The 15467-nt window shown below is 46.6% G+C and carries 18 protein-coding genes and 1 pseudogene; 13 read left to right on the forward strand and 6 right to left on the reverse strand.

Annotation, left to right across the window (positions count from 1 at the left end):
* Positions 1-17: 17 nt before the first annotated feature.
* The 6 genes from QUA02_RS17055 (at position 18) to QUA02_RS17080 (ending at position 3213) form a co-directional block, all read left to right on the forward strand.
* On the forward strand, positions 18-326 hold the full coding sequence (locus tag QUA02_RS17055) for a four helix bundle protein (RefSeq protein ID WP_333029369.1): 309 nt from the start codon (positions 18-20) through the stop codon (positions 324-326).
* Positions 283-381 carry a hypothetical protein gene (locus QUA02_RS17060; RefSeq protein ID WP_333029370.1) on the forward strand — a complete coding sequence of 33 codons (99 nt, stop codon included), beginning with the start codon at positions 283-285 and terminating at the stop codon, positions 379-381. The genes QUA02_RS17055 and QUA02_RS17060 overlap by 44 nt, the downstream gene beginning before the upstream one ends.
* A gap of 179 nt (positions 382-560) precedes the next feature.
* Entirely contained in the window at positions 561-1490 is a 930-nt protein-coding gene (locus QUA02_RS17065) for a S66 peptidase family protein (protein WP_333029371.1), read from the forward strand.
* Positions 1491-1653: 163 nt separating this feature from the next.
* Entirely contained in the window at positions 1654-2451 is a 798-nt protein-coding gene (locus tag QUA02_RS17070) for a hypothetical protein (protein WP_333029372.1), read from the forward strand.
* A 298-nt stretch (positions 2452-2749) separates the two neighbouring features.
* Positions 2750-2947, forward strand: coding sequence for a hypothetical protein (locus tag QUA02_RS17075; RefSeq protein WP_333029373.1), 198 nt, complete (start codon positions 2750-2752; stop codon positions 2945-2947).
* A complete protein-coding gene (locus tag QUA02_RS17080; RefSeq protein ID WP_333029374.1) occupies positions 2944-3213 on the forward strand; it encodes a ParE family toxin-like protein in 270 nt (89 codons plus the stop codon). Before QUA02_RS17075 ends, QUA02_RS17080 begins: the two co-directional genes overlap by 4 nt.
* 90 nt (positions 3214-3303) lie before the next feature.
* Here the strand turns inward: QUA02_RS17080 and QUA02_RS17085 are convergent, their stop codons facing one another.
* Positions 3304-3576 carry a DUF7710 domain-containing protein gene (locus QUA02_RS17085; RefSeq protein WP_333029375.1) on the reverse strand — a complete coding sequence of 91 codons (273 nt, stop codon included), beginning with the start codon at positions 3574-3576 and terminating at the stop codon, positions 3304-3306.
* Between the two features lie 154 nt (positions 3577-3730).
* Between QUA02_RS17085 and QUA02_RS17090 the strand changes: the two genes are divergently transcribed.
* The 5 genes from QUA02_RS17090 (at position 3731) to QUA02_RS17110 (ending at position 9533) form a co-directional block, all read left to right on the forward strand.
* Positions 3731-3874, forward strand: a complete 144-nt coding sequence (locus tag QUA02_RS17090; RefSeq protein WP_333029376.1) for a hypothetical protein — start codon at positions 3731-3733, stop codon at positions 3872-3874.
* A 26-nt stretch (positions 3875-3900) separates the two neighbouring features.
* A complete protein-coding gene (gene hemE, locus QUA02_RS17095) occupies positions 3901-4965 on the forward strand; it encodes a uroporphyrinogen decarboxylase (RefSeq protein ID WP_333029377.1) in 1065 nt (354 codons plus the stop codon).
* A 408-nt stretch (positions 4966-5373) separates the two neighbouring features.
* The gene (locus QUA02_RS17100; protein WP_333029378.1) at positions 5374-6339 is read left to right on the forward strand and encodes an NAD-dependent epimerase/dehydratase family protein; all 966 of its coding nucleotides are present in this window, start codon (positions 5374-5376) and stop codon (positions 6337-6339) included.
* Positions 6340-6738: 399 nt separating this feature from the next.
* On the forward strand, positions 6739-8331 hold the full coding sequence (locus QUA02_RS17105) for a B12-binding domain-containing radical SAM protein (protein WP_333029379.1): 1593 nt from the start codon (positions 6739-6741) through the stop codon (positions 8329-8331).
* Between the two features lie 305 nt (positions 8332-8636).
* The gene (locus tag QUA02_RS17110) at positions 8637-9533 is read left to right on the forward strand and encodes a M48 family metalloprotease (RefSeq protein ID WP_333029380.1); all 897 of its coding nucleotides are present in this window, start codon (positions 8637-8639) and stop codon (positions 9531-9533) included.
* 90 nt (positions 9534-9623) lie between these two features.
* Here the strand turns inward: QUA02_RS17110 and QUA02_RS17115 are convergent, their stop codons facing one another.
* Positions 9624-10295 carry a hypothetical protein gene (locus tag QUA02_RS17115; RefSeq protein ID WP_333029381.1) on the reverse strand — a complete coding sequence of 224 codons (672 nt, stop codon included), beginning with the start codon at positions 10293-10295 and terminating at the stop codon, positions 9624-9626.
* A gap of 29 nt (positions 10296-10324) precedes the next feature.
* Positions 10325-10453, reverse strand: a pseudogene (locus QUA02_RS17120) (Tse2 family ADP-ribosyltransferase toxin); the annotation flags it as partial.
* Positions 10454-10592: 139 nt separating this feature from the next.
* Between QUA02_RS17120 and QUA02_RS17125 the strand changes: the two are divergent.
* Positions 10593-11069, forward strand: coding sequence for a Panacea domain-containing protein (locus QUA02_RS17125; RefSeq protein ID WP_333029383.1), 477 nt, complete (start codon positions 10593-10595; stop codon positions 11067-11069).
* The gene (locus tag QUA02_RS17130; RefSeq protein ID WP_333029384.1) at positions 11050-11493 is read left to right on the forward strand and encodes a hypothetical protein; all 444 of its coding nucleotides are present in this window, start codon (positions 11050-11052) and stop codon (positions 11491-11493) included. Before QUA02_RS17125 ends, QUA02_RS17130 begins: the two co-directional genes overlap by 20 nt.
* 93 nt (positions 11494-11586) lie before the next feature.
* Here the strand turns inward: QUA02_RS17130 and ftsH4 are convergent, their stop codons facing one another.
* The 3 genes from ftsH4 to QUA02_RS17145 all read right to left on the reverse strand — a co-directional run bounded on the left by ftsH4 (position 11587) and on the right by QUA02_RS17145 (position 15209).
* The gene (ftsH4, locus tag QUA02_RS17135; RefSeq protein WP_333029385.1) at positions 11587-13455 is read right to left on the reverse strand and encodes an ATP-dependent zinc metalloprotease FtsH4; all 1869 of its coding nucleotides are present in this window, start codon (positions 13453-13455) and stop codon (positions 11587-11589) included.
* Between the two features lie 322 nt (positions 13456-13777).
* Positions 13778-14251, reverse strand: a complete 474-nt coding sequence (locus QUA02_RS17140; protein ID WP_333029386.1) for a TspO/MBR family protein — start codon at positions 14249-14251, stop codon at positions 13778-13780.
* 112 nt (positions 14252-14363) lie between these two features.
* Positions 14364-15209: a M48 family metalloprotease gene (locus QUA02_RS17145; RefSeq protein WP_333029387.1), complete on the reverse strand. Its 846-nt coding sequence runs from the start codon at positions 15207-15209 to the stop codon at positions 14364-14366.
* Positions 15210-15467: the final 258 nt, after the last annotated feature.

A 15467-nucleotide genomic window follows, 5' to 3' on the forward strand; every position in this document is an offset into this window, starting at 1 on the left:
TATTTAAAGGAACTAATATGGAAAGCTTTCAACAGCTACAAGTTTATCAGTTAGCTGAAAAAATATCAAACGAAATATGGTTTATTGTTAAAAAGTGGGACGACTTTGCGAAGGATACGATGGGCAAACAAATAGTGCGATCGGCGGATAGTGTTGGTGCTAATATTGCAGAAGGACATGGACGCTATAGCTATCAAGATAATCAGCGTTTTGTGAAAATTGCTCTTGGGTTCATTAAACGAAACAAGACATTGGTTGAGGCTTGCATACGCTCGCAATCTTTTGACTCAAGAACAAATCGATCGAGTGCATCCTTTATTAAATGAACTTTCACCAAAACTTAATGCCTATCTTAACTCACTAAAAAAAGCCAAAGGTTAACAGTCAACAGTCAACAGCCAACAGTCAACAGTCAACAGTCAACAGCCAACAGTCAACAGCCAACAGTCAACAGTCAACAGCCAACAGTCAACAGTCAACAGTCAACAGCCAACAGTCAACAGCCAACAGCCAACAGCCAACAGCCAACAGTCAACAGTCAACAGTCAACAATCAACCTAATGACTAACATAAAATTTCTGCAACCAGGAGATTGGCTCAAAGTAATTGCCCCTAGTGGCACTTTGCGAGAATCAACCAACTTTGAAAAGGGTGTAGAAATTTGGAAATCTCGCGGCTATCGAGTTGAATTAACACCGGGTTTTGACGATCGCTGGGGCTATTTGGCCGGTTCCGATGAAAACCGCCTCCGACAGCTCGCAGATGCCCTAAATGACCCGGATTGTCGCGGTATTCTGTGTGCTCGTGGCGGTTTCGGCAGCACTCGACTTTTGGAAAAAGGAAATGTGGGAAAGGCGGAAAACTCCCAATTTCCACCTCCCGCTGACCATTCGCCGAAATGGTTGATCGGCTTTTCCGACATTACTGCTTTGCTGTGGAATCACGACAAATTGGGGATTTGGGGCGTTCACGGGCCGATGCTGACAACTTTGGCTGCTGAACCGGATTGGTCTGTCGATCGACTTTTTGACTGCATCGAAGGTCGTCCCTTACAATCTTTGCAAGGTAAAGGATGGGGCAGCGGACAAGCCACGGGACGGCTATTTCCGGCGAATCTGACGGTTGCTTCTCATTTGCTCGGAACCCCGTATCAACCGGATTTGACCGGGGTTATTCTCGCATTTGAGGATGTTTCTGAGGCTCCTTACAGAGTCGATCGAATGCTGACTTTGTGGCGGATGGCGGGGGCTTTCGCTGGGGTGCGGGGCATTGCTTTGGGGCGCTTCAGCCGCTGCGAGATTGACCCGAGTATTCCCAGTTTTAGCATTGAAGAGGTTTTGCGCGATCGGCTGGGGGACTTGAATATTCCCGTTGTCTCGGATTTGCCCTTCGGGCACGAGGGGGTTAACGCTGCTTTACCGATGGGAATTAGGGCTTGTCTCGACGCTGAATCGGGATTGCTGATTTGTGGCGATAAATCGCAACTTTAGATTAAGGATCAACGTCTATAACTTTAACTTGAGATTTTGCACCAGCTAAATAGCCGGGTTGGGTGAGGTTGACACGGTTGGCAGAAATTACATTTAAAATGGATTGTATGCAAATGTCGGCGCCAAGAAAGCAAAAAGATTTTAAAATTTTCGAGAGGTTGATATGAAAGCACACAACTTGTTAAACAGTATTGCTGCCACTGTGCTAGTTGCAGGATTGGCACTCACTGGCATTTCGTCTAGTGCAGTTGGCGAACAGATACAGAATAACGATCGCATCGACGGAGTAATTCGCCGCACTTCCCCGATTTACCGTTTCCGAAATATGTGGACACCGGGAACTCCGACGGAAGAATTGCGGGGTCAAGAATACACATTCAGCGCTCGGGAAGGCGACAACATTGAAGTGTTTTTAGATACAGATAGAAGTCGCGGTTTTACTCCCGTCATGGTGCTGTTTTACGGTAACAACAAACAAGTCGCCTTTACGCAAGACCGTTCTTTTAATTATCAAATTCCCCGTAGTGGCGATTACAAGCTTTTAGTGTTAACGAAAGATGCTGCCAGGGGCGGTAACTATACGCTGGAAGTTTCGGGAATTGATGGGGGCGACAGACGATCGGGCAATTCGCGGGACGATTGGTACACCGGGCGAGATAACGGGCGAGATAACGGGCGATATGACGGGCGATATGACAGATCACAGCTTCTGCAAGATGATTTTGGCTTGCGATCGATCGACTGTAGCGAGAGACGTTCTGTGGTGAGAGTAAGGTTTGATGATAATAATCAAGACTCGACTTACTGCGCTGTCCCGACTAGAAACTTTCCGGCGGGAGATTATTACTACAATTCGCGGACTAGAGATTTAGATTCGGCGAGGGTTGATGATAATAGGAGGTTCGATGAGCCCCGCGATCAATGTCGGGTAGTGGTGGGCGGAGTCTGCGTGACGAGATAGTAGGGTGCGCCGCTCTCTACAATCTACAACGAAGCTCGAAAATGTCACAGCGACGCACCATACAAAATACCGTGGGTGCGTCGCTATTTACCATCTACAACTAAACTCGAAAATCTCGCAGCGACGCACCATACTTACGGGTGCGTCGCTCTGTATAATCTACAACTAACCAAAGAAACCGGGTTTTTCACGCTCATCTGTGGGCTGCAACGCGTTTTTCGGAAAAAACCCGGTTTATGACTACCCGTGCGTTCAAGAATATTGGTATATTAATAATATTAATAATGTGGCAAAATGTATGAGCGTTAAAGAACTTGAAACAGCAATTATGAATTTGTCAGTTAAGGAACTATCCGAACTCACTGCTTGGCTGATAGAGTATCGCCAACAGGTTTGGGATAGGCAAATTGAAGGCGATTTGGAGGATGGGCGGTTAGATGCGCTACTTGATGAAGTCGATGCAGAGTATGAAGCGGGATTGGCTAAAGTGTTATGAAGCATCTGACTTTACCGCGTTTTTGGCACTGCTATCACCAGCTACCTAAAGAAATACAAGCCTTAGCCGATAAAAATTACGAATTACTCAAAGTCGATCAGTATCACCCTTCGCTGCATTTTAAAAAAGTTGGCAGGCGAAAGCAATTGCAATCGGTGCGAGTAGGCGATAGTTACCGAGCTTTGGGAGTTGAGAAACCTGAAGGTATTGTCTGGTTTTGGATAGGGACTCATGGCGATTACGATGCAATATTAGCTCAGAAATAAAGCCGCCGATCGAGTGTGATAATAGACGTTTAATTAGTCTCCCCAGCGAGTGGAGAGATCCCCCGTATAATCTGGGCGGTTGCTGGTGAATTAGTCCGCAGTGTCGGAAGCGGAGCGCCCCGCTTCGTAGTGGTAATGCTCTTGGCAGGCCGTAGTAAAGCGCTGGATAAACTCGGGACTTGTCTGGTGCGGCTTCTTTACTTTGAAAAAACCGTTTTCTATTGCCCAATCATAAATGATAACATCCAATGGGTACTTGGTAAGAATACCCTCCAGGTTATGTTGGGAAATAAATTCCTCCGCTTTGGTGCGGGTGGTGAATACACCGCTGGTAAAGCTGCCGCCGACGCCGTGAAATACCAAATGCTTTCAATCATAATTCAGTTAGTTTCCCCAGCGAGTGGGAGAGGTAAAGTAAATAAAACGTGCGGTTTGCACGTAGCGTTTCCATTCAATTAGTTTGCCCTGCGAGTGAGGATATTTCCAATATAATCCCCATACATTGGAAGGAGTCTAGATGCCATTTGCCAGCCTCGCAACCAACCTGACTCCGACTCCCCAAAATCGAACTCAGCCACTCCCCCCATCTCCCTCACAGCCAACAGATGAATTTTCGATCGAAAAGGACGATCGCACAGTGGTAAGCTACCAAAGGCATTAAAATACCTAAATCAGAGAAAAGTTAAGATGTCAGCATTAAATGAAGTTCCCTTGCTCCTGCGGGCAGCCCGCGGCGAAACCCTAGACCGCCCGCCAGTGTGGATGATGCGCCAAGCCGGCCGCTACATGAAGGCTTATCGAGATTTGCGAGAAAAGTATCCCTCGTTTCGCGAACGTTCCGAAATTCCCGAAGTTGCGATCGAAGTTTCCCTTCAGCCGTGGCGCGCGTTTCAACCCGACGGCGTAATTCTGTTTTCCGATATTGTCACCCCAATGCCCGGTTTGGGCATCGACATGGACATCGCCGAAGGCAAAGGGCCGATTATCCACGCACCCATCCGCACTCAGCAGCAAATCGACAACCTGCAACCGCTGAACCCGGAAGAAAGCTTGCCGTTTATCAAAACTATCCTCAAATCCCTGCGCCAGGAAGTCGGCAACAAATCCACCGTGCTCGGTTTTGTGGGCGCGCCGTGGACGCTGGCGGCTTATGCGGTTGAGGGCAAAGGTTCTAAGGATTATGCGATCATCAAAAACATGGCATTTTCCGATCCAACTTTACTGCATCAGTTGCTGTCGAAATTCGCAGATGCGATCGCCGTTTACGTGCGCTATCAAATCGACTGCGGCGCGCAAGTAGTGCAAATGTTCGACTCCTGGGCCGGCCAACTGTCCCCGCAAGACTACGACACCTTCGCTCTACCTTACCAGAAACAAGTATTCGAGCAAGTCAAAAAAACCCATCCCGACACCCCGCTAATTCTGTTAGTCACTGGAAGTGCCGGCATTCTCGAACGCATGGCAACATCCGGCGCGGATATCGTCAGCGTTGATTGGACTGTTGACATGGCCGACGCGCGGCGCCGTTTGGGTCCCAATATGAACGTTCAGGGAAATCTCGATCCGGGCGTGTTGTTTGGTTCTCAAGCGTTTATTCGCGATCGAATTCTTGATACAATTCGCAAAGCGGGCGATCGCGGACACATCCTCAATTTGGGACACGGCGTATTACCGGGAACTCCCGAAGATAACGTGCGTTTCTTCTTTGAAACGGCAAAACAAGCCGACAAATTGCTGGCAGTTGCTGCTTGATTTGATTTTGATTGTAGAATGCGATCGAATCCGGTTAATTGCACCTGATATTTGTAGCGACACGGCAATGCCGTGTCCCTACCGTCGAAAAAAATATATAATCGGAGAGAATCCGGTTAATTGCACATTATATTTGTAGCGACAGGGCAATGCCCATTGGTGTCAACTTAAGGTAAAACCGGCCGTCTCTCTTGTTTGTATCAAAGTCTAGATCCCCCCTAACCCCCCTTAATAAGGGGGGGACATGAAGCACTCAAAGTCCCCCTTCTTAAGGGGATTTAGGGGGATCTAGACTTAGGTAAAAGCGAGATTTCTCAGGGGTTTCAGGCTTAAGTTGTCACTAATGGGCAATGCCCTGTCCCTACCATCTAAAAATCCTCAAATCCTCCCCCCTTCCCCTCCGGCAAAATGAACTCCAAAAAAATTTTTGTGACGGGTGCAAGTGGCTGTATCGGTCACTACATGACCGAAACTTTGATTCAAGAAACAAACCACGAACTTTACTTATTAGTTCGCAACCCAGAAAAATTAAAATTTGACTGGAAAGCCCGCCCCGGCATCAATATCATACAAGGCGATATGCGAGATATCGAGCAATTTGCCGAACTTCTTCAAACAATAAATATAGCAATTGTAGCCGCTACTGCTTGGGGAGGAACTCAAGAAGTGTTTGACGTTAACGTGACCAAAACTCTCCGCCTCATTCAACTACTTTCGCCACAGACTTGCCAGCAAGTAATTTATTTTTCAACTGCCAGCATTCTCGGTCGAGACAACAATTTGCTCAAAGAAGCCGGCGAACTGGGAACAGATTATATTAGCTCAAAATACAACTGCATGGTGCATTTGTCAGCTTTGAAAAATTTGCCTCCAATTACGGCACTTTACCCGACATTAGTATTGGGAGGAGACGCAGAAAAACCAGTTTCTCACTTGTCATCGGGCCTGCCACTTGTCGCAAAATGGATTGGTTTGATTCGCTGGTTTAAGGCAGATGGGAGTTTTCACTTCATCCACGGCGCAGATATTGCCAAAGTAGTTAATTATTTAGTAGAACATCCGCCTGCTTCCGAGGAACCGCGACATTTTGTGCTAGGAAATCCGGCGATTACAGCTAACGAAGTGGTAGAACAAGCTTGCCAGTATTTGAATAAAAAAATATTTTTTCGGATTACTCTTTCAGCTTGGCTAGCCAATTTCTTTATTTGGCTGTTCCGAATTCAGGTGGCTGCTTGGGATAGATTTTGCATCAGCTACCGCCATTTTACTTATCAAAATCTTGTGAATCCCGAAAGCATAGGAATGCCGAGTTACTGCGGCACAGTTGCCGATATGTTAAGAACTAGCGGGATTCCCGGCAAAGATTCAAAGTAGGCAAGAAGGAAGTTCGGCAGCGAGCAATGTACGGGATTTAACGGATGTAACGGATTTAACGGATGAATGTTGAGGGAAAAGGAAGGGGAAATGTGCATCAAACGACTAATTTACTGTTTCAAGTTCTTTTTTGCCTTAGTCCCATGCTTTTTAAATGCGATTATCGTTAATTAACCGTCAAATACGATAAAATATCAGCATTTGCAAACTTTAACAGGGAACTGCAAGCTAAAAATTGCGCCCATTCTCTTTATCTTAGGGGGTATCACCCCTCGCCAGATATTCGATCGAGTGCAAGATCGTAATTTTAGCCTTAACATGAAGTCTTGAGAGTCGATCGAACTCTCAAACACGCCAGCCCGATCGCAAGTTGTTTACTGATGTGAGGTTTAACATATAATGCGAGTTCTTCTAGTTTACCCGCTGTTTCCGAAAACATTTTGGTCTTACGAGAAAATCCTAGAATTAGTCGATCGTAAAGTGCTGCTGCCACCGCTGGGTTTGGTAACGGTAGCAGCTATTTTACCCCAAGAATGGGAATTTAAGTTAGTCGATCGCAACATCAGACAAATCACAGAAGCAGAATGGGAATGGGCAGATCTCGTTATTCTGTCCGCAATGATTGTCCAAAAAGAAGATTTGCTAGACATCATTCGCGAAGCCAAACAGCGCGGTAAATCCGTAGCTTGCGGTGGCCCCTACCCCACTTCCGTACCCGAAGAACCTCAAGCAGCGGGCATAGATTACCTGATTCTCGACGAAGGCGAAATCACCTTGCCGATGTTCGTAGAAGCGGTACTGCGGGGCGAAAAAAGCGGAATTTATCGATCGGACGGCGTAAAACCAGATGTTACCACAACCCCCGTTCCCCGCTTCGACTTGCTCGAATTAGACGCCTACGATTCGATGTCAATTCAATTTTCCCGAGGCTGTCCCTTCCAGTGCGAATTCTGCGATATCATCGTCCTCTACGGCCGCAAACCCCGCACCAAAAACCCCCAACAATTGATAGCAGAATTAGACTATCTCTACAACTTGGGCTGGCGGCGCGGCGTGTTCATGGTAGACGACAACTTTATCGGCAACAAACGCAGCGTCAAACTGTTGCTAAAAGACTTAAGAGTTTGGCAAGAAGAACACAAATTCCCCTTTACTTTCAACACAGAAGCATCCATCGATTTAGCCCAAGACCAAGAATTGATGGAGATGATGGTAGCTTGCAATTTCAATGCAGTGTTTTTAGGGATTGAAACCCCTGATGAAGAAAGCCTGCAAATGACCAAGAAATTCCAAAATACCCGCAATTCCCTGATCGAATCAGTAGAGTTAATTGCGAAAACTGGTTTGCGAGTAATGGCCGGATTTATCATCGGATTTGACGGCGAAAAACCCGGTGCAGGTCAGCGCATTGTAGACTTTGCCGAAGCAGCAGCAATTCCGAGCACAACCTTTGGAATGCTGCAAGCTTTGCCGCACACTGCATTGTCCCACAGACTGGCAAAAGAAGGGCGGTTGCGCGACAAATCGGGCAACCTCAACCAGACTACTTTGATGAACTTTATTCCGACGCGGCCTCTCGAAGATATTGCCCGCGAATATGTCGAGGCATTCTGCGAAGTGTACGATGCTGAGAAATATTTAGACCGGACTTATCGCCATTTCTTAATGTTAGGTGCACCTACAGCAAAGATACCTGCTAGAGTTCCTAGTTTGATCGATTTGCGAGCACTGTTAACTGTGGTTTGGCGGCAAGGAGTCAAGCGCAGCACTCGCTGGAAGTTCTGGCATCATTTGTTCAGCATTTTCAAGCGCAATCCTGCGGTTTGGGATCATTATTTGACTGTGTGTGCTCACAACGAGCATTTTCTGGAATACCGCCAGATTGTGCGGGATGAAATTGAAGCTCAATTAGCTGACTTTTTGGCTAACGAGTCTCAAACAGTATATCAAGAACCTGTTGCTGTTGAGGAAAAGGAAGTGCAAGCGGTTTAGGGTTGGAGAATTCAACCGCAGATCGACGCAGGTAAACGCAGATAAATGTAAGATTGTCTGCGTTTATTTTGTTTTTAATCTGGTTTCCAGGTTCTGGCTGGAAATGTCATATCCTGCGGCTATGCCGCCTCTTGAGAGCAGGCGAGAGAGCCTCCCGAGGCATTCCCAGTTTCTCACTGAAAACGTGAAATACTACTATTGGCGGCAGCAGTTATTTCGGCAGATAGAGGCGCGATCGCCCGAAAATATGAAAATCTAATAACAATCTCAAAAATATCAAAATTCGCGATCGCCCTCAACCCGCCATGTTAGGAACAAATCAACTCAGAACAGCCGCTCTCTTAGGACTCCTAAGCGGCCTTCTCGTTTTAGGAAGTTATTATTTAATCGGCAACGAGCAAGGACTTTACATCGGTTTAGCGCTAGCCGCCTTCTCAAGTTTTAGCTCTTGGTACTATTCCGACACGGCCGCGTTAATGGCTTACCGCGCTCAGCCGATCGCCCGCAGCGAAGCACCAGAAATCTACGATATGGTAGCATCGCTGAGTGAAAAAGCCCAAATTCCGGTACCTAAAATCTTTGTAGTTCCCACTCAATCTCCCAACGCATTCGCCACAGGAAGAGACCCGGAACACGCTACAATAGCAGTTACTGAAGGCATCATGAAGCTGCTTTCCCGCGAAGAATTGGAAGGCGTTTTAGCCCACGAACTGACGCACATCCGCAACCGCGACACCCTCACTCAAGCAGTTGCAGGAACAATTGCCGGTGCAATTACATTTGTCGGGCGAATTCTGACTTTTGGAGCGCTTTACGGCCCGGTAACGCGGGATAGCAGACAAGGCCCAAATCCCTTTGGTTTGCTATTTTTAATCATTTTAGCACCGCTATCAGCAACCGTAATTCAATTGGCGATTTCTCGGACGAGGGAATTTGCAGCAGACAGCGGTGCGGTGGAAATTACCAATAATCCCATCGGTTTAGCAAACGCGCTGCAGAAATTGGAGAAAATGGGTCATGAAATTCCGATGCACGGCAATCCTGCGATGTCGCCGCTGCTGATTGTGAATCCTTTTTCGACTAAAGGTTTGCAGTCACTTTTCCGCACTCACCCCTCTACCGAAGAACGGATTCAGCGGCTTTTGACGCTGGCGCAGCAGCAGCAAGGTACTCCAGTTATGGCCTACGTGCCCGGAATTTAATCGTCGAAAATGCAGCAACAATATTTAGAAACCCGGTTGTTTGAAGCAGCCGGGTTTCTGTTTGTTTATAATGCTCGCTGTATGAAGCGACTAATTCTTCGATTTCGATAGGTGAAGGGCGATCGCTTTTTCCGTAAATATCGAACTGTGATTTCGATAGGTAAAGGGCGATCGCTTTGGCCGTAAATATCGCACAGTTTTGTCTTTACTGTGAGGCGTGATGCCTTTATTGAAAGGATTTACCCCACGCAGCAATTCATCAGGCTTGTTCTTTAAGTCCGGTGATGCTAGTAGTGGTCTATAAACTTCACCTTCATAGGGCTTCCAAACATATCCCAGACTGAACGATTGAAAAACCGAAGATGCTCCCGTTGCTTGCCAAACAGCTTCAGCTAAAACCAATCCAGGAAAAGCCAAGCCAGGCTCTTCAATCAATTCGCTGTAGGTTCTAAACTCATCTACTTCCATACCAACTAAAGCATACCGAAACGGTGGAGCAAACCGCAAACGTAGATACAGAAATCTACCTATTTCCGTCATTAAATAAGCACTTTCTGGAGTGTCAATGCCAATCTCACTGATCCCACTTGGACAAACTCGACACCACCAATTTTCTTCTATATCCTGAAAAATTTCTGCCCGACATTGGGAAACTCTACCGTTTGAGAGCACGCAGAAACTTTTATTGAAATATTGAGCAAATTGCTGTGCTTCCGATTGCTTTGTGCCACATTCAGCCGATAAGCTAAACACCCATGCCATTGCTGTTCTCCCGTTGACTAATTAAACTATCAAACTTTCTCCCATTCGCTCTGTGTCTGGGCCAGGGCTGCTTCATATTTCTCTAAAAGCATTGTAGCGCTTGGCAAAATACTGACATGAGTTGGACTATCTTGCACAGCTTCAATATCTCCGACGATTGAGAGAGGCAATTGAAAATACGTTGCTATTACCGATCGCCGAAATAGAAAAACGCAAACGTGAAAAAACAGATTAGGGCAATTCTTGGACGATCGCCCTGTGCTATCATAGAATACAAAACTTATTGAGTCGAATTATATGACCACAATAACTACAGTAACAACAGCCTCCCAACTGGCTGATTACTATATCTGGTTCGCTAATGACGTAGGCTCCTACCTCAGCAACCACAAGCTACAAAAACTATTGTACTATGCCCAAGCATGGTATCTAGCCTTTGAAGATACACCGCTTTTTGATGAAGATTTTGAAGCCTGGGTGCACGGGCCGACTATCCCGGCTTTATTTTATGAATACAAAGAACAATTTGGGTTTAAGCCAATTATTAAAGAAGTCGAAAAACCCGATTTTCCACAGAAAGTACAAGAGTTTTTAGACGAGTTATCCGATGATTATTTCTTTCGAGATGCTTATGAGTTAGAATTGATGGTGCGACGCGAAGACCCTTGGATTAAGGCTAGAGGTGAATTGCCAAGAGATGAACCTTGCCATGCTATTATTTCTAAAGAATTAATGAAAGCATACTACAAAACCCGTGTCATCGAAGAAGAATAAAAAAAGAAAAGACACAAATCTTCGCAGTCAGCCATCTTCAGCTAAGAGAGTGGTTGTCGAAATACAAATACCCGAAGGAATTAGTTTTTCTTTCAGGTATTATCAGGATGATAAAGATAAATTTTCACTGGGGGGTCGAGATTCGAGATATCTGGCATCTCTATTGAGAAGGCTGCGCGATTTATCACAATTGAAATCTCAAGAAATTATCAATAATCAGAGTAAAAGCCTGCGCTGTCATGGAATTGTCTGGCAAGATACAACTGAACCTAATGGCTTCGGCATTCCCAATGAAGATGAGCTAGTAAATATCCCCTACCAGTTTCAAATATCTGCTAATGAATACGGCAGGGTGCATGGATTTTTTAGTGAAAATATTTTTTATATTGTCTGGTTAGACCCAGACCACAATCTTTACAGTTGAAATTATTATAAATTTTGGGGTAGTCAATCAAAAAACGCAGATGATATTGCAATCATCTGCGTTCATCTGCGGTTTAATTTAACCCTCTTAAACTCAAGCCGCAACCTTATCTAAAGGCCGCACTAGACCGAGGAATTCGCGAAGTGCGTCACCTTCCACCACCTCAGTTTCCAACAGTTTCTGCGTAATTGTTTCCAACAATTCCCGATTTGTTTTCAGAATATCCAAAGCTTGTTGATGTGCAGTTTCGACAATTTCCTTGACTTCTTGGTCGATCGCCTCAGCAGTCTGAGCACTCACCGCGCGGCGCGCATTTCCCATACCGTCGTTGAGGAACATTGCTTGTTGACCTCGATCGTAAGCAAGAGGCCCCAAAACCTTACTCATCCCGTAAGTTGTTACCATCCGTTCCGCTAAATCTGTGGCCCTTTGCAAGTCGTTTGAAGCGCCGGTAGTGATGCTACCAAACACGACTTCCTCAGCCGATCGCCCTCCAAGCAGTGTAGCAATTTGACCGCGCAACTCCGATTCATCTAACAAGAAACGGTCTTCTGTCGGTACTTGCAACGTGTAACCCAGTGCAGCCATACCGCGCGGGACGATCGAGATTTTTGACACTTCGCCGCCGCCCGTCATTGCAGCACCCACCATCGCGTGCCCGACTTCGTGGTAAGCCACAATCTTTTTCTCTTTTTCGTTGAGCACCCGGCTTTTCTTTTCCAAGCCAGCGACAACGCGCTCAAACGCCTCATAAAAGTCTTCCTGAGCTACAGTTAGGCGCTTGTTGCGAGCAGCTAGCAAGGCAGCTTCATTGACCAAATTTGCCAAATCTGCGCCAGAAAAACCGGGGGTGCGAGTGGCGACCGCCTTCAAGTCAATATCCGGGCCCAACTTCACTTTTTGAGAGTGAATGTTCAAAATTGCTTCGCGGCCGGATAAATCCGGGCGATCGACTAAAACTTGGCGATCGAAACGGCCGGGGCGCAACAAAGCAGCATCCAAACTTTCCGGGCGGTTAGTTGCAGCCAGCACAATTACCGTAGTATTGCCTGCCGCAAAACCGTCCATTTCAGTTAATAATTGATTGAGAGTTTGTTCGCGTTCGTCATTCCCACCGAAGCTAGCGTTACTGCTGCGGGATTTGCCGATCGCGTCCAATTCATCAATGAAAATAATACAAGGAGCCTGCTTCTTAGCCTGCTCGAATAAATCTCTGACCCTCGCAGAACCAACACCTACAAACAGTTCCACAAATTCCGAACCCGAGATGCTAAAAAACGGCACGCCCGCTTCACCAGCCACTGCTTTTGCCAACAGCGTTTTGCCAGTTCCCGGAGGCCCTACTAACAGCACACCTTTCGGAATTCTCGCGCCAATTGCCGTAAATCTCTCGGGAGTTTTCAGGAATTCGACAACTTCGACCAATTCAGTTTTAGCCTCTTCTACTCCAGCCACATCAGCAAAAGTAATTTTCGCCGATTCGCCTTCTACATAGACCTTAGCTTTGCTTTTGCCGATCGACAGCGCACCCTGCGGCCCGCCACCGCCCCGGTTCATGAAAAATTGAAAAATCGCCACAAAAATCAGCGGCGGAACCACCCAGCTTAAAACACTGCCGATCCAGCCATTTTTGGAAGGGGGAGTTGCCGCAAATTCAACGCCTTTTTCTTGTAAAAGTTTAGGCAGATCCAGGTCAAAAATCGGGGTAGTTGACAGCACTTGACCGGGTTTGTCTCCTTCGCCTTTGAGCTGGTAGCGAATTTCATTTTGGCCTACGGAAGCTCGCGCCACATCTTGTTCTTGAACCTGATGGACGAACAAGCTGTAAGGCACTTGCGGAATTTGCGGTCCGAACAAATTGGGCAAAAAGATATTTGCCAGCAGAAACAAACTTGATAGCAATAACAAGATATTGCTAATTTGCCGAAAACGAGGGGGTTGGGGCTGGTCTTTAATTGCCATTGATAACGGTCATCCTTTAAATTTAACCACTTTTATTGATTTATTTTCTCATCAAATACGCACATACTGTCAAGCGGATTTCCTCACTCGATCGGTCGGTTAACCCGGTAGCACGGATTTGCTATTATTAACAATGTTTTTTTTTACGAACCGCTTCGAGGTGCGAAGGACACTAAGGAAGAGAAGAAGAGAAGAGAAGAGAAGAGCGTTATAGTTGTGAAGGGTTCGTTAATAGTTACTTAATGGTTATTACTTCTGAATCGCTCTTATCTTCCTTCGCGAGCTTCGCACCTCGAAGCGGTTCGTTAGTAGCACCTGAGCTTTATGCAGCTTCTGGGTTTAACTGAATCATTTCCCAAGTAGTATAAGTGCCGATCGCACCCCAAATCGCGTAAGGCAAAAGTAACAAAGCCGCGGTTTGAGAAATCGGCAAAACAGCCAACATCAGCACAACTCCCAAAATCTCGCCAACCCCTCCCAAAATCGTCCCGACTTTCAGACTTTTGGCTCTGAGAGTAGCGGGAATATAAGCAACTGTTACAATTTCTAAAAGCAAGTAAACAGCCATCAGCAGCCATGTTTTGAGACTTCCGGGTTCCTGTTCCCACACGACAGCAGCGCTGCCGGCCCCGCAAGCAAAAATCACCGTCCAAATCAACGGAATAGCAGGCTCAAAAAACATCCAATCCGGTCTTTGAAGTTTGACAGCCCAGTTAATATCGCGGAGTTTGAATAACAGAGTGCCGAAGGCGACTGAGAAAGTCACACCGCCGATAATCATCCAAGATTCAATCATGGTTCTCAACTTTCAAATTGCTCGATCGCTCATTAAGTCGATCGTCCCAACTTACAGCCGAACTTCCATCCGCCTTTAGCAATAACTTTTGTAAAGCCCGATGCAATTCTCGCTAACCGCCAGACACATTCTTAGCAAACTCTTCGCGTCCAGACACCAAATTAGCCGGAACGCCGTTAGGGTAATTTTGCGCGATTAAAGCTTGCAACTTTTCCACCCGGTTTTCAGGATTCGGGTGAGAACTCAAAAACTCCGGCGGCGCTTCGCCCTTCCTAGCGGCACCGAGAATTTGCATCACCTCAACAATACCTCTCGGATCGTAACCCGCCTCGGTCATAAACCTAAAACCGAGCCGATCGCTCTCAAGTTCGTCCGATCTACCGTACCGCAAACCGACAACTTGATTGACAGCTTGAGCAATTAATGCTGCCTGCTGGCCGCCACCGCGATCGTCGCTAGTCGCCACCCCAACCGCCGTTACCAAAGACCTGCCCAACTGCTGTTTTGCCAAGTGTTCCGCAGCGTGGCGCGCCACAACGTGACCGCTTTCGTGCCCCAGTACAGCAGCCAACTGAGCCTCGGAATTCAGCCGTCCCAGCAGTGCGGCAGTAATGAAAACTTGTCCCCCCGGTAAAGCAAAAGCATTGACAGTTTGGGCGTCTCGCAGCAGGTGGAATTCAAACGGATAACCTGCTTGTTTCGCCGCCGAACCGTTGACAACTCGTTCTCCTACTCGATCGACATACTGCTGAATACTCTGGCTGGGATAAAGCCCCCCGTACTTGGAGGCCATTTGATCTCGCGCCTGCAATCCCAAAACTATCTCTTGGCGGGGAGAAAGCTGCACCCGCTGTCTCTCTCCAGTTACCGGATTTTGTACGTCGTTTGTAAAATAGGTAATTGCCCCAAAAAATGCCATTAACAGCCCGATCGCGGCTCGAAATAAAAATTTGTTCACAGGCTTTTACCTAAAAAGTTTCGCGCTTATAATACTAGGGTGATAGCTACCTTGACATCTGTCTGAAGTATTAATATTAATATGGGTAATTGGTAATTGGTAATTGGGAATTGGTAATTGATTGCGACAACAGTGCGAGCTTCTAGCTCGCGAGCTATCGGAACGCGAGCTAGAAGCTCGCACTACACAACAACAATAAAGCTCGGCGATTCCCCGCACATGATATAACAAATAACAAGTAACAAATAACAAGCAACC

The organism is Microcoleus pseudofavosus SVA1_A4 (assembly GCF_036700565.1).
Classification (GTDB): Bacteria; Cyanobacteriota; Cyanobacteriia; order Cyanobacteriales; family Microcoleaceae; genus Microcoleus.

Bases quoted from the DNA above. Each gene is read 5' to 3' on its own strand.
- QUA02_RS17080 (WP_333029374.1), top strand. From the start codon at position 2,944: ATGAAGCATCTGACTTTACCGCGTTTTTGGCACTGCTATCACCAGCTA.
- QUA02_RS17115 (WP_333029381.1), bottom strand. From the start codon at position 10,295: ATGGCATGGGTGTTTAGCTTATCGGCTGAATGTGGCACAAAGCAATCG.
- QUA02_RS17055 (WP_333029369.1), top strand. From the start codon at position 18: ATGGAAAGCTTTCAACAGCTACAAGTTTATCAGTTAGCTGAAAAAATA.
- hemE (WP_333029377.1), top strand. From the start codon at position 3,901: ATGTCAGCATTAAATGAAGTTCCCTTGCTCCTGCGGGCAGCCCGCGGC.
- QUA02_RS17090 (WP_333029376.1), top strand. From the start codon at position 3,731: ATGCCATTTGCCAGCCTCGCAACCAACCTGACTCCGACTCCCCAAAAT.
- QUA02_RS17065 (WP_333029371.1), top strand. From the start codon at position 561: ATGACTAACATAAAATTTCTGCAACCAGGAGATTGGCTCAAAGTAATT.
- QUA02_RS17110 (WP_333029380.1), top strand. From the start codon at position 8,637: ATGTTAGGAACAAATCAACTCAGAACAGCCGCTCTCTTAGGACTCCTA.
- ftsH4 (WP_333029385.1), bottom strand. From the start codon at position 13,455: ATGGCAATTAAAGACCAGCCCCAACCCCCTCGTTTTCGGCAAATTAGC.
- QUA02_RS17070 (WP_333029372.1), top strand. From the start codon at position 1,654: ATGAAAGCACACAACTTGTTAAACAGTATTGCTGCCACTGTGCTAGTT.
- QUA02_RS17125 (WP_333029383.1), top strand. From the start codon at position 10,593: ATGACCACAATAACTACAGTAACAACAGCCTCCCAACTGGCTGATTAC.
- QUA02_RS17105 (WP_333029379.1), top strand. From the start codon at position 6,739: ATGCGAGTTCTTCTAGTTTACCCGCTGTTTCCGAAAACATTTTGGTCT.
- QUA02_RS17140 (WP_333029386.1), bottom strand. From the start codon at position 14,251: ATGATTGAATCTTGGATGATTATCGGCGGTGTGACTTTCTCAGTCGCC.
- QUA02_RS17100 (WP_333029378.1), top strand. From the start codon at position 5,374: ATGAACTCCAAAAAAATTTTTGTGACGGGTGCAAGTGGCTGTATCGGT.
- QUA02_RS17075 (WP_333029373.1), top strand. From the start codon at position 2,750: ATGAGCGTTAAAGAACTTGAAACAGCAATTATGAATTTGTCAGTTAAG.